14 protein-coding genes are annotated in these 12,743 nt (G+C 31.2%); 4 read left to right on the forward strand and 10 right to left on the reverse strand.

Annotated elements, in window-relative coordinates; genetic code table 11:
- Positions 1 to 23: 23 nt before the first annotated feature.
- The 9 genes from Q0516_RS05025 to ylqF form a co-directional block, all read right to left on the reverse strand.
- Positions 24 to 704 carry a zinc metallopeptidase gene (locus Q0516_RS05025; protein ID WP_294463815.1) on the reverse strand — a complete coding sequence of 227 codons (681 nt, stop codon included), beginning with the start codon at positions 702 to 704 and terminating at the stop codon, positions 24 to 26.
- Positions 705 to 720: 16 nt separating this feature from the next.
- Entirely contained in the window at positions 721 to 1,659 is a 939-nt protein-coding gene (gene fmt / locus Q0516_RS05030) for a methionyl-tRNA formyltransferase (protein ID WP_294463818.1), read from the reverse strand.
- Entirely contained in the window at positions 1,659 to 2,183 is a 525-nt protein-coding gene (gene def, locus Q0516_RS05035; protein ID WP_294463820.1) for a peptide deformylase, read from the reverse strand. The genes fmt and def overlap by 1 nt, the downstream gene beginning before the upstream one ends.
- Positions 2,184 to 2,192: 9 nt before the next feature.
- Positions 2,193 to 4,622: a primosomal protein N' gene (gene priA, locus Q0516_RS05040; protein ID WP_294463823.1), complete on the reverse strand. Its 2,430-nt coding sequence runs from the start codon at positions 4,620 to 4,622 to the stop codon at positions 2,193 to 2,195.
- A 19-nt stretch (positions 4,623 to 4,641) separates the two neighbouring features.
- The gene (gene rpoZ, locus Q0516_RS05045) at positions 4,642 to 4,911 is read right to left on the reverse strand and encodes a DNA-directed RNA polymerase subunit omega (protein WP_007049513.1); all 270 of its coding nucleotides are present in this window, start codon (positions 4,909 to 4,911) and stop codon (positions 4,642 to 4,644) included.
- A gap of 70 nt (positions 4,912 to 4,981) precedes the next feature.
- Positions 4,982 to 6,127 carry an AI-2E family transporter gene (locus Q0516_RS05050; RefSeq protein ID WP_294463826.1) on the reverse strand — a complete coding sequence of 382 codons (1,146 nt, stop codon included), beginning with the start codon at positions 6,125 to 6,127 and terminating at the stop codon, positions 4,982 to 4,984.
- A gap of 770 nt (positions 6,128 to 6,897) precedes the next feature.
- A complete protein-coding gene (gene codY / locus Q0516_RS05055) occupies positions 6,898 to 7,668 on the reverse strand; it encodes a GTP-sensing pleiotropic transcriptional regulator CodY (protein WP_294463827.1) in 771 nt (256 codons plus the stop codon).
- Positions 7,669 to 7,775: 107 nt separating this feature from the next.
- A complete protein-coding gene (locus Q0516_RS05060) occupies positions 7,776 to 8,915 on the reverse strand; it encodes a ribonuclease HII (protein WP_294463828.1) in 1,140 nt (379 codons plus the stop codon).
- Between the two features lie 9 nt (positions 8,916 to 8,924).
- On the reverse strand, positions 8,925 to 9,752 hold the full coding sequence (ylqF, locus tag Q0516_RS05065) for a ribosome biogenesis GTPase YlqF (protein ID WP_294463830.1): 828 nt from the start codon (positions 9,750 to 9,752) through the stop codon (positions 8,925 to 8,927).
- A 169-nt stretch (positions 9,753 to 9,921) separates the two neighbouring features.
- Here ylqF and Q0516_RS05070 point away from each other — a divergent pair, with 169 nt between their 5' ends.
- The 4 genes from Q0516_RS05070 (at position 9,922) to Q0516_RS05085 (ending at position 11,622) form a co-directional block, all read left to right on the forward strand.
- On the forward strand, positions 9,922 to 10,080 hold the full coding sequence (locus Q0516_RS05070; RefSeq protein WP_257480975.1) for a hypothetical protein: 159 nt from the start codon (positions 9,922 to 9,924) through the stop codon (positions 10,078 to 10,080).
- On the forward strand, positions 10,031 to 10,426 hold the full coding sequence (locus tag Q0516_RS05075; protein WP_257480974.1) for a hypothetical protein: 396 nt from the start codon (positions 10,031 to 10,033) through the stop codon (positions 10,424 to 10,426). Before Q0516_RS05070 ends, Q0516_RS05075 begins: the two co-directional genes overlap by 50 nt.
- A gap of 5 nt (positions 10,427 to 10,431) precedes the next feature.
- A complete protein-coding gene (locus tag Q0516_RS05080) occupies positions 10,432 to 11,157 on the forward strand; it encodes a hypothetical protein (RefSeq protein ID WP_294463838.1) in 726 nt (241 codons plus the stop codon).
- A 135-nt stretch (positions 11,158 to 11,292) separates the two neighbouring features.
- Positions 11,293 to 11,622, forward strand: a complete 330-nt coding sequence (locus tag Q0516_RS05085; RefSeq protein ID WP_294463840.1) for a hypothetical protein — start codon at positions 11,293 to 11,295, stop codon at positions 11,620 to 11,622.
- A 59-nt stretch (positions 11,623 to 11,681) separates the two neighbouring features.
- Here the strand turns inward: Q0516_RS05085 and Q0516_RS05090 are convergent, their stop codons facing one another.
- A complete protein-coding gene (locus Q0516_RS05090; RefSeq protein ID WP_294463842.1) occupies positions 11,682 to 12,695 on the reverse strand; it encodes a C45 family autoproteolytic acyltransferase/hydolase in 1,014 nt (337 codons plus the stop codon).
- Positions 12,696 to 12,743 lie beyond the last annotated feature (48 nt).

Here is a 12,743-nt window from a genome sequence, read left to right on the forward strand (position 1 = left end):
CGTTTACTTTGTTTTATATTAAATTAATTGTCTCTTGATATCAGTATAAGTCTCAATAATTGTAAAATACTTGTAAGAGCTGCCGCTACATAAGTAAGAGCCGCCGCACTTAGTACTTTTTTAGCCGCTTTTTCTTCTCCTCCGTAAACTATACCCATATCGGAAATAATCCTTAGAGCCCTGCTACTTGCATTAAACTCTACAGGAAGAGTGATAAGCTGAAACACAACTGTTGCAGCAAAGAAAATGATACCTACGGTTATAAGGTTTGAAAAACTGAAAAATAAACCTAAAAGTATCAATATCCATGAGAAGCTGGAAGCCAAATTTACTGCAGGAACTATAGTATTCCTTATAGTAAGCGGCGCATATCCCTGCTGATGCTGAATAGCATGACCGCATTCATGAGCCGCAACGCTCACAGCAGCAATGGAATCCACATTGAACACAGTATCAGATAATCTTAATACTCTGCTTCTTGGGTCGTAGTGGTCTGTCATACTTCCTTCTACCCTTTGAATTTCAACGTCATTAAGTCCGTTGGAATCAAGGATTTTTCTTGCACAGTCATAACCTGTTATTCCTCTTGAATTTTCTACTTTAGAATATTTCCTAAATGTAGAATTTACTTTAAAACTAGCATAAAGTGTCAGCAATATAGCCGGAAGTAAAATCCAGTATTCTCCGTAATAATAATAAAACATTTATTCTTATCTCCTTTTAATTAAATACTTTTCCTATAATATCCCTGTTTCCGTTATAGAAACTGGCTGCATCCATTTTTTTCTTTCCCTGCATTTTAAGTTCTTTTATCCCTATAATACCGTCCTTGGCAGCTACAAAAAGGGCTTTATCCTTCTTATTATATGAGAGAATTGTACCACATTTCTCATTTGATAGTTCATTTTTAATGATACTTTCATAAATTTTAATGTTTTTTTCATCTAAGTTAACATAACTTAAAGGAAACGGATTTAATCCTCTTATCTTGTTATATATATCTTTTACATTTTCACTGAAATCTATGTGGCAATCTTCTTTTGTGATTTTACTCGCATAAGTAGATTTACTGTCATCCTGCTTTACCGGAGTTATTTCACCCTTTTCAAGCTTATCTAAAGTTTCGACGATAAGTTTACTTCCGACAGCTTCCATTCTGTCATGAAGTTCACCTACAGTCATATCATCACCGATTTCAATTTCTTCTTTTAAAAGCATATCCCCGGTATCAAGACCTTCGTTCATCTGCATCGTAGTGACACCCGTCACTTTATCACCGTTTATAATAGCTCTGTGTATCGGTGCAGCACCTCTTAAATGAGGTAACAGTGATGCATGTATATTAATACATCCAAACTTTGCTAAATTCAAGATATTTAATTTAACGATTTGTCCGTAAGCACATACCACAATGACATCTGGATTTAATGATTTTATATACTCATAACTTTCATCATCACTTACTCTGTTCGGCTGAAAAACCTCTATTTCATTATCCAAAGCACATTGTTTAACGGGAGAGTATATAACTTTATTTCCTCTTCTGGAATTCTTTTTGTCAGGCTGTGACACTACAAGTTTTACTTCATGACCGCTTTCAATGAGAGATTTTAAAGGTCCTACCGCAAAATCGGGTGTTCCCATATAAACAACTTTCATTATAATTCCTCTTCTTCTTCAATTCGTTTTTGTTCGCGTTCTCTCTCTTTAATCATTTCATCTATTTGTTCTTTTGTAGGCGTTACGGTTTTATCCGTATACAAAATCCCGTCTAAATGTTCAAGTTCATGACAAATAGCTTTTGAAAAAAATCTGTCTTTACTTTCGATTACTCTCTCATTTCCGTCTCTGTCCAAAGCTTTTACACTTACTTCTTCCGGTCTATAAGTATATCCCTGTTCACCGGGAACGCTTAAACAGCCTTCCGCTTCCAAGTATTCTTCTTCACTTTTATAAATGATTTCTGGGTTTATTAAAACAACGGGACCGTCTCCCACATCGATCGTTACTATCCTTCTGAGCACACCTACCTGTACGGCGGCTAAACCGACACCCTGAGCATCATACATAGTTTCAAACATGTCATCTATAAGTTCCAAAGTCCTTGGTGTGATTTTTTTAACTTCTTTACTTATCTTTCTTAATATTTCGTCTCCCGTAACTCTTATTGTTCTAAGTGCCATATATTCCTCCTATAGTAAAGTGACCGGATTAACTTCCGCAAAAACGTTAGAATCCACTTCCCTTTTTATATCATTAAAAATATTTCTTATTTCTTTTTTTATTTCATCATCTTTATTATACCTTAAAAGTATATGCATAATATACTTATTTTTAAGTTTATGTATAAAAGCGTCCATTGGCTGATATAATTTTACATCTTCTCTGTTTTTTCCTTTTAAAAGCTCTTCTATCCTCTTATATACATGATTAATATGAAGGACACTCTTATTTTCGTCTTCATTAGCGACAAATATTCCCAAAATCTCAGTAAATGGCGGATAATTCATCTTCATCCTATACTCGATATCATAAGCATAAAAACTTTTATAATCATGCATTGAAGAATATACCAATGTCTTGTTTTTAGGCATATAAGTCTGCATTACGACTTCACCTTCTTTGCTTGCTCTTCCCGCTCTTCCCGAAGCCTGAGTACAAAGCTGAAAAGTCCTCTGAGGAGAATTTATATCCGGAAAATTCAGTGCGGTATCGGCTAGGAGTATCCCAACAAGCGTAACATTCGCAAAGTCATGCCCCTTTACAACCATTTGTGTACCAATCAAAATATCCGCTTTTTCTTCTCTGAAATCCGAAAGTATCTTTTCCATACTCCCCGCTTTTCTCGTCGTATCAAAATCCATTCTCAGTATTTTAGCATCGGGGAAAAGTGTTCTTACCGCCGCTTCGACTTTCTGCGTCCCGGTTCCCGCTTTTTTTATTTTATCACTTCCACAGTTCGGACATACTTCGGGAGCTCTTTTTTCATATCCGCAGTAATGACATCTCAGAGAATTTGTATTTGCATGATAGGTAAGGGAGACATCACAGTTAGGACACTGTTCTATATATCCGCATTTTCTGCAAAAAACGTAAGTTGAAAATCCCCTTCTGTTCATAAATAGGATTATCTGATCTTTTCTGTCAAGTCTTTCCCTTATCTTCTTAGAAAGAGTCCTACTTATTGAACTCCTGTTCCCGCTTCTCATCTCATCGGTCATATCCACTATCTGAACTTCGGGGAAATCTTTTCCGTTGGCTCTGTTTTCCATTTCAAGCAATTTATACTCACCTTTAAAAGCTTTATAATAACTCTCTACGCTTGGGGTCGCACTTCCTAAAACCAATTTGGCACCTATCCTGTCACTAATAAAATTAGCCAGTTCTATTGTTTCATATCGGGGTGTCTGAGATGATTTGTAAGTATTTTCATGTTCTTCATCTATTACGATAAGACCCAAATCTTTAAAAGGCATAAATAAAGCACTCCTTGCCCCAAGTACAATCTTAGCCTTACCGCTCCTTACTTTGTCCCATTCTTTTATCCTTCTTGCCATAGTAAGCTTAGAATGCATTATGGCAACGTCCCCGTCAAATTTATAATATATATTCCTCATCATCTGAGGAGTAAGAGCAATTTCGGGAACCAGAAATAAACACTGCTTGCCTTTATTTATCTGCTCTTTGAACATTTTTATATATACTTCGGTCTTTCCGCTTCCGGTAACACCGTGAAGCAGGAATTTATTTGTGTCCTCTTCATTTAAATAAGTATTCAATACGTTCTTTTGCTCATCGTTCAGCTCAACTTTTTTATCTTCATCGGGGATACTTAAATCAAGTTCATCATTTTTTTCTTTGAACTCGGATTTGATTAGCTCCAAATCCTCAAGCTTTGTTATGATACCTCGGTTTGCTTCTGCCTTATGAATCAACGTCTCGTATAACAAAGGTCCCTTTTCCAATGATTTAAGAACAGAAACTTGCTTTGTTGCATTCTTTCTGACACAAGACAAATATTCTTCTATAGTATTATATTTACCGCTTAAAGAAATGATTTCATCCATTTTTTCTTCTTTTACATGATAAATAACTTCCTTTTTTATTATATTTCTTTTATTAAGATAAGAAATATGTTCTTTTAACTCTTCTTTTGAAATTTTAAGCTTAGTTTTTATATAATCAAAACTTGCTTCGCCTTTCCTTTTTATTATTAAGTCAATAATAGCTTTATATTCATCGTTTATTTCTTTATCATTTTCTATATAAGTATATATTTCTTTTCTCTTTACCTGTTCGAGAGAAGGTATCACACATCTTAAAGCGTCGACATATGTACAAAAATAATTGTCCCTCATATATTTGATCATATCTATCAAATAACCCTGAACAATCACTTCATCGTCTAATATTTCACTTATTTCTTTTAATTTATCATTATCATATTCACTGGTTTCACATATTCCTATGACCAGTGCGGGAACTAAATTACTTCCTCTACCAAAATAGACAAGAACCCTCTTGCCTATTTCTATTTCGTCTATTAAGTTTTCAGGTATTTTATAATCGTATATTTTATCGCCTATAGCACCTAATGTATCTATTAAAACATTTGCTATCATTGTTTTATAAAAGAGAAAATTATAAAGAACTGTTTAACATTTCATTTAAATCTACGCTCTTATGAACTTTATATTTTCTGTCTCCTTCTTCAATTAAATAATAACCGATTCTATCTTCATATACTTCTTCAACAGCTGTAGTGATCAGATTAACGAAATATTCATCAACCATAGGTTCGTCACCGTCAAACAACTCTCTGGAACGCTTTGCCACTAACATTGCAAGTACATATTTATTATCAACCTTTTCAAGTAATTCGTTAATAGGGGGATTAATCATAGTAAACATATTAAGTATCTCCTTTGTCTTTATCTAAATAAATATTTTATAACTTTTAACATACCTTTGTCAAGGCATATTATATTTTTGTAATATTCTTTTTCTTTAAATTCTTGTATGCTTTTTCTTTTAGTAATGTGTAGCATACCGCAAAAGTCGGAACTCCCAAAATCATTCCGAGAAGACCGAAGAGACCGCCGCCGACTATTATCGAAAAAGTAACAAATAATGCACCAAGCCCAACCGAATTACCGACTACATGAGGATATATGATATTCCCGTCCACCTGCTGAAGGACTACTACAAATATTATAAATATCAAAGCATAGAACGGTCTTACCATAAATAATATCAAGACCGAAGGTATCGAACCTATCCAAGGACCAAAGTATGGGATGATATTGGTAAAGCCTACTATCGTACCTATTAATAACGCATAAGGTATTTTAAGTACAGCCAGACCGATAGAACATAAGACACCTATTATTATAGCATCTATAATTTGTCCGCCTATAAAATCGGAAAATGTCTTTGCTGTCAAATCAGAAACATCAAGTATCCTTTTTGCTTTCTTTTCGCTGAAGAACGCCTTTATAAGCAGTCTGTACTGATAAATCAAATGATCTTTATCAATAAGAAGATAAATCGATACAATAACGGCAATAGCGATATTTATAACATTTGATGCAAAATTAGATACAAATGAAACTATTGCGGGCACAGCCCCCGAAAGCACGGTTTTCATAGTAGATATAATTGTCGTGCTTGCCTTTTGTATCGTATCCAGCATTGTTTCGTTGATTATGAATTTATCCATCACATTATCTATCATATCAAACAAATTTTTTGAATACTGAGGGATATAATCCACAAGTCCGGAAATACTCGTTACGAGCTGAGGGATTACGAAAGAAGAGAGTATAACAAGTAAAAGTGCAACAAGGACATATACTATTAGTATTGCAAGTCCGGATCTAAGCCCTACCCTTTCTTTCTTCTTTTTTTTATCTATAAGTACACTTAAAACTTTATCTCTGAAAAACACAAAAGGCTTATTTAATATAAAAGCAAGTGCAAAACCTATTATGAAAGGAGATAAAATACCAAATGCCGTTCCGACTACTCCGAGTACTTTACTTAAGTTTGTTACTACATAATAAAATACGATTGCATAACTTATCAGCAGTATATATTTTTTAAATTCTTTTTTCTCTAAATTATCCATATTAACCTCTTTATGATTGTTCCCTAATACTAATATATAAAAGTTTAAAAGTCAATATTTGCCTTTTTAGATTATAGCCATATAAGGCGATTTTAATCTTATTTTAATTATTATTTATGTAAAATTCATAATAAAAGAATAATATAAAAAAACAAAGAAGACAACGAGAAAAATATATGATATAACATAGAAACATACTATATGTAAAATATAAAGTTAAATTTATATTCATTTCGGCTAAGTGATTGGATAAAAAACATATATGAAAAATATCTATAAATTTTAATCAGTTTTATGTATGATATAACGCTGGTAAATCAATTAATTCAAAGTTATTTAAAAGTTATTGTAAACAACATAGAGTAACATGACTAACATTAAAATTATAAATATATAAAAAAAGTCAGAGATATCTTTTATAAGTAAATATAGAATAAATTTTAAATAAATAATTTTTAGTAGTTATAAAATAAATCCAAAAAAATTTTATCCATACCTATAAGCATTGGCAATTCTCCATAACTATTTTAATCATATAATTAAAAGTATTTATTATGATTTTAACAAAAAAAAATTAGCTCAATTTATATCATATTTAAAATAACTTCCATATTTTAAATAAATAAAATAAAGTTTAAATTAAAAACAATTTCTTCTATAATAATATATCTTTCAAAACTCATTACTATTATAGCAGAGGTCGTTTTTTATTTATTATATATCCTATTTATATAAACTTTATAAATAAAAAAGACACTTAATAAAGTGTCTTAAATATTGAGCTGAGCTCGAAGTTCCTGATTTAATATTTTGATATAAGTACCCTTCATTCCAAGACTTCTTGTTTCGATTATACCTGCACTTTCCAGCTTTCTAAGTGCATTTGAAACAACGGAACGAGTTATCTGAGCTTCGGTTGCAATCTTGCTTGCCACTACAAGCCCTTCGTCTTTGACTTCTTTAAATATCATCCTTACGGCTTCCACTTCGGAATAAGATAATGTGGAAAGAGCCATCTTTGCTGCCGCAACATCTGCATCATTTTTCTTACGCTGATCCTGAACATATCTTAAAAGTTCCATTACAACTATAGCAGCGGAATATTCACAAAGGATTATTTCATCATCGTTAAATTTACCGCCGTACTTAGAAAACAGCAAAGTACCCATTCTTTCCCCTAAACCGTTTATAGGGACTACAGTCATATATCTGTCTTTATAAACACAAGGACCTTGATCTCCGAATGTACATATAGGACTTTCATCATATTCATTTTCTACAGTATCATTGTAAGAAAGCAATTTATTGTTAAAATTATCAGGGAAATGAGTTTCTTCATGAGAAGAATAAGTAAGTCCGCATTTAAATCTATCGCTTGTGGAATAAGCTAAAATAGTTCCGTCATTTTCTGATATATATACGTTAACATTCAATATATTGCTTAGCTGCTCTGTTAAAGCGTCAAAAGATACGACTTCCGTGGCTGTGAGTTTTAATATTTCATTTAATTTTCTAATTTTATCCAGTAGAACAGATTCCATTATATACACGTCCTCCAAAATAATAATATCATTTACATCTTACATTAATTCGGCTAAAAATTCAACAATTTTCTAAATATTTTGAAAAGTACCGGAAATATATACAATTATTTAATGACATCCGCATTAAATGCATTTTCGATTACATTTATTTCAAAGCTACCTCTGGTCTTATCTATAATTTCTACCACGTCAAATCTATAAGAACAATCCTCTATATTCTTTTCTTTAAGGTAATTCATTGCACTTAAAACGATTTTTTTCTGCTTATCTTCATTTACATATTTTCTGGGTTCGATTAAATTTTTATGTCTGCCTTTTACTTCCACAAACGCAATTATATTCTTCTTTTTTATAATTATATCTATTTCGCCGTACTTACATTTATAATTTCTGTAAAGCAAGTCATAACCGTGCTTTTCCAAATAGTTACAAACTACTTTTTCATAGTTCTTACCTTTTTGAACAGTATTCGTAACCAAATTATCTGTAAACGAACTTCTGTGAATAGGACATAATCCATTGTTTTTTATGGCTTCAATATGGTCAAAAGTACCATATCCTTTATTCTTTTCAAATCCATAACATGGATAATCCTTAGCATATTCTTCCATTAACTTATCTCTGTAAACTTTTGCTACTATACTTGCGGCAGCTATAGAGTATATATTTTCGTCACCTTTTACAAATGATTCCTGCTTGATATCGGTATTTAAATGCACTGCATCTATCAATAAAACTTCCGGTTTTACACTAAGTTTATCGACAGCTGCAAGCATAGCTTCCTTGGTCGCGTTTAAAATATTTATTTTATCAATTATATTGTTATCTTTGATACCAATAGCATAACTTATCGCTTCTTCTTTTATCTTTTCCGCCAGTTCTTCCCTTTTTTGAGAACTCAATTTTTTAGAATCATTTATATATAAGATATTACTCTCTTTTGGAAGTATTACAGCGGCAGTAACCACAGGGCCTGCTAAAGGTCCTCTTCCGACCTCATCGATACCCGCTATATATTTATACCCGTCATCATGAAGAGAATTTTCAAAGGCTTTTATATTTTCTATCCTCTTGATTTCCATTTGGTACTTTTCGTTTTTCTTAATAAGTCTTTCACCAAATTTATTGACTTCTCTTCTTCCGTCATTCATAAAAGCTTCTATATAATCAAGATACTCGTCTTCTTTGATATCATAAAACATCTTTCTTAACTTATTGACACTTATTCCTGTAATATCTATCATAACTATCTCCTATAAATCATTTACACTGTCAAATGAAATTTTACCTATATTCCCGTTTTTAAATTCATCAAGGATCGTTACCGCCGTCCTTAAATAATCGATTTCTCCGCCTTTCAATAAAAACCCTCTTTTTCTGCCTATATCCTCATATACTTCTAGAGGTAATTTATCCACGCTTTCAAGTTTATATCTGCTCATCAAATCATTTGGATATTTATCTATAAGGAATTCTATTAACTTTAAAGCAAGCTCCTCCCTGTCAAGTATGGTTTCTTTAACGGAACCGATCGAAGCAAGACAAACTCCGTCTTCGATATTGTCAAATTTAGGAGGAAGTACCCCCGGCGTATCAAGCAAATAGAACTCCCCTTTTACCTTTATCCACTGTTTGGATAAAGTTACTCCCGGTTTATTTCCAGTTCTCGCATTTGACTTTTTTGTTATCGCATTGATAAACATGGATTTACCCACATTAGGTATCCCCACAACCATAGCTCTGACTTCCCTGTTTGCCCTGAAATTGACTTTTATATCGTTTAAGTAGTTAACAACATCATTAAGTCCTTTTTTATTTAAAGCATCTACAAAGAAAACATCTTCATCGTTATCTTTAAAATACTTTATCCACTGTGCAGTTTTATTGTCATCTGCCAAATCGGTTTTATTAAATACCTTTATAGATTTCTTTTGATTAATTATTTTATTAAAATCTTTATTTTCACTTCTTATGACCGCTCTTGCATCAAGAAGTTTTATTATAACATCGACATTTTTAAGATCCTCTTTTATAAGTCTCGTAGCCTTAGCCATATGACCGGGATACCACTGTATATTCATAATCTACCTCGCTGACTTTTCTACTATTATACACAAATATATATAAAAAAAGAAATAAAAAAAGTGTAATTTCTCGTCATTGCATATAAAGAAATGTAATATTATACTTAAAATATAAAAAAGACGAGAAAGAAGTTTCTTGTCTTTTATTATTTTTAAGGAGAAAACGATGAAAGGAAGAGAATATTTAGAAAAAGAATATGAACATAAAAGCAGGATAAAGACAAAATCATATTTTTTAAAGAAAGAATTTAAAGAAAATAAGGAAGTAAGAAAAGATGAAAAGAGAAATAAAAAACAAAATAAAAGAGCTGTTTTCAAAGAGTAAATATTTTATCTTGATAGAAAATGACTTATTTGATATTTCAAACAGATTAAAAGAAATCGATGAGGGCTATTTTATAGTGTTAAATACCAATAAAAACAGATACGAAGTGCATAATGTATTTAATAAAATGGGAACTTTTTGCTTTACAGTTCCCTATAAACATTTAGACATAAGGACTTATTACTACTGCTTAAAAACAAGAATAGAAAACAGCGATAAATTGATCGAAGAAATGAACAGAAAAAACAAAGAGATAGAAAAGCAAAATATAAGATATTTTGAAAATGAAATGAAAGCAAGAGCTTATGATACAAGAAGTATTTTCATGAAAGAAGAAAGGATGTAATAAAAATGTTAAAAGAAAACAAATTTACACTTAAAGCAAAGAAGAATTCCTTAGACGAATATGAAGCATATTATCCCAAAACAGCATGGGACAATGTAGTCACAGAAAATAACGAAATGTTAAATAATTATATACAAAATAACATATTATCTAAAGAGGAAGCAAATGATACATATTTAAAATTAAGCGATAAAGAAAATTATTATACAAAAGAAGAATATGATAATAAAGAAAATAAAATAAAAGATAAATTATCCGAACTTGAGAAAATAAAAAGCGAAGATTACATAACAAACGATGTAAGTTCCACAGAGCTAACCAAAGCACCTTCAATGAATATATTCAAAGAACAAATAGACAGTGCAAATAATAAAATAGATGATATAAAAAGCACAATCAATTCCATAAACCTGGATATGAGTAAAGTTCCCATTTTCTTTGACGGAGAACAGGGTAGTTATAAAATATCTGTCATAAACACAATTATTGATATAGGAAGTGATGTGGAATCAAGAACTATATTTGAAGTATCCAAGTATCTGGATAAAAGCAAAGTAAATTTTGAAAACGTATTTTTTGCTGTGCCAATATTAAATTCTTCTGATTTTTCCGTTAAGCTAAAAAGCTTTGATATGAGTGCAGTCAAAATATACCTCGAACTTATAAAGATATCAAACAGAGCAATTTATCGAAGTGATTTAGCCCTTACATTGATTGTAATAGGTAACTAATCAAATAAATGTCAATTTTGAAGCAATATAATATCAACAAACCGACAAAATTTACCATTATATCCGTAGTATAATTAGTTCATAACATGTTTTTATTAATATTGATAATTTTTTTATAAAAAGGGGTATGGGGAAATGAGTAAAAATAACTACTATTTCAAAAACAAAAAACAAGTTAAGCAGGATAATTTATACGACAGCAGTATAAATGAAATTACAAATGAGAATATCGCATCACTTAAAGATTCGTTAATAAGAACTTTATCGAAACTTGAAATGGATGTACTTTCTCTTAACAAAACGGATTTGAATATGGTAATGAGGACATATGATAATCTGAACAAATTAAAAGGCGAATTAAATTATGTTAAAAAATTTGTTCCGCTAAACGATTTTATAATAAATCATATCGAAATGCATATTACAAAATATGAGTATTACCTTAAACAGAGAGCCAAGATATAAATTATTTTCATAGATAAAAACCCAACGAAAAGGACTAGCAAAAACTAGTCCTTTTCCATTTATTTAAATTTAAGTCTTTCATCTGCTTTATACTTTTTCCTCGAAGGATTCCCCTCACATATATATATTTTATTTTTATTCAATAAATATATCGAAGACCACACCGTATCTGCCCCCAATTTTCTGTCATACTGACACATAAAACCATATTTTCCGCTAAGCAAGTTTTTAATGAATGAAAAGTCTTGATTTTTATTTTTACTTAATACATCTTTTAAAACTTCGTATCTCTTTTTTGAAAATAGATCTTCCCCTTTAAAAGCCTTTGGAGGATTGTATTTTTGCATTTTATCAGTGTTAAAATGGTTTGTTGTATAAATAAAATTTTCATTTCCTTTTGGTTTTATTATTTCCATTTCATTACAGTTACATTCGATAACTGCCATATCACCATACTTATCTGCAAGAGTTATCGTTTGACTTGAAGATATGGTAAGATTTTTTAAAGCGTCTATACCCTCTTTAACCGTTTTGCATTTTTCAAGTATATACCTTATTAGAAGTCCGGCATTTATTCCCGGTTTCTTAACCGTAGGATAAACAAATGTAAGTCCTGCGGCAAGCCCATATTCGTTTACACCGTCTTCTATCTGCGTTACTGCCGTAGTATTTCCTATAAATGAATAACTGTTATCCAAATCATAATAACAGCTTTCATAAAGATGTTCCAATTCGACTAAAAAATCACTGTTCCTTCCGAAAATAATATCTTCTCCGTTTTTGACGACAACACAGCTGCAGTAATTTTCCAAAGTAAAATTATACATACCGAGAATAAAGCATGCAAGGTCTAAAAACTCCATTCGCTGCCCGTCGGCAATCCCTCTTATTTCTTCAAGGACCTTAGGATATTCCCTTTTGTAAATTTCAATACTCCTAATCGTAAAGTCTCTTTTCTCTTCGCTCAAATTTAAAATATGAGATTTATTAAGGGATTTCCCATTATTAAATAATAAATTACCATACTTAAATCCGGCATCATAATAACTATTTTTAAATCTTGAATGATACATGATATATCTCCTTTTATTATTCAAGACGCGCCTCATAGTTAAAGAATA

This window comes from uncultured Anaerofustis sp. (assembly GCF_938029165.1).
Lineage (GTDB): Bacteria > Bacillota > Clostridia > Eubacteriales > Anaerofustaceae > Anaerofustis.

Excerpts from the sequence above, each read along its gene's own strand:
- Q0516_RS05080 (WP_294463838.1), top strand. The coding sequence starts at position 10,432 with ATGTTAAAAGAAAACAAATTTACACTTAAAGCAAAGAAGAATTCCTTA.
- def (WP_294463820.1), bottom strand. The coding sequence starts at position 2,183 with ATGGCACTTAGAACAATAAGAGTTACGGGAGACGAAATATTAAGAAAG.
- rpoZ (WP_007049513.1), bottom strand. The coding sequence starts at position 4,911 with ATGTTTACTATGATTAATCCCCCTATTAACGAATTACTTGAAAAGGTT.
- ylqF (WP_294463830.1), bottom strand. The coding sequence starts at position 9,752 with ATGAATATACAGTGGTATCCCGGTCATATGGCTAAGGCTACGAGACTT.
- codY (WP_294463827.1), bottom strand. The coding sequence starts at position 7,668 with ATGGAATCTGTTCTACTGGATAAAATTAGAAAATTAAATGAAATATTA.
- fmt (WP_294463818.1), bottom strand. The coding sequence starts at position 1,659 with ATGAAAGTTGTTTATATGGGAACACCCGATTTTGCGGTAGGACCTTTA.
- Q0516_RS05025 (WP_294463815.1), bottom strand. The coding sequence starts at position 704 with ATGTTTTATTATTATTACGGAGAATACTGGATTTTACTTCCGGCTATA.
- Q0516_RS05050 (WP_294463826.1), bottom strand. The coding sequence starts at position 6,127 with ATGGATAATTTAGAGAAAAAAGAATTTAAAAAATATATACTGCTGATA.
- priA (WP_294463823.1), bottom strand. The coding sequence starts at position 4,622 with ATGATAGCAAATGTTTTAATAGATACATTAGGTGCTATAGGCGATAAA.
- Q0516_RS05070 (WP_257480975.1), top strand. The coding sequence starts at position 9,922 with ATGAAAGGAAGAGAATATTTAGAAAAAGAATATGAACATAAAAGCAGG.
- Q0516_RS05090 (WP_294463842.1), bottom strand. The coding sequence starts at position 12,695 with ATGTATCATTCAAGATTTAAAAATAGTTATTATGATGCCGGATTTAAG.
- Q0516_RS05085 (WP_294463840.1), top strand. The coding sequence starts at position 11,293 with ATGAGTAAAAATAACTACTATTTCAAAAACAAAAAACAAGTTAAGCAG.
- Q0516_RS05075 (WP_257480974.1), top strand. The coding sequence starts at position 10,031 with ATGAAAAGAGAAATAAAAAACAAAATAAAAGAGCTGTTTTCAAAGAGT.
- Q0516_RS05060 (WP_294463828.1), bottom strand. The coding sequence starts at position 8,915 with ATGATAGATATTACAGGAATAAGTGTCAATAAGTTAAGAAAGATGTTT.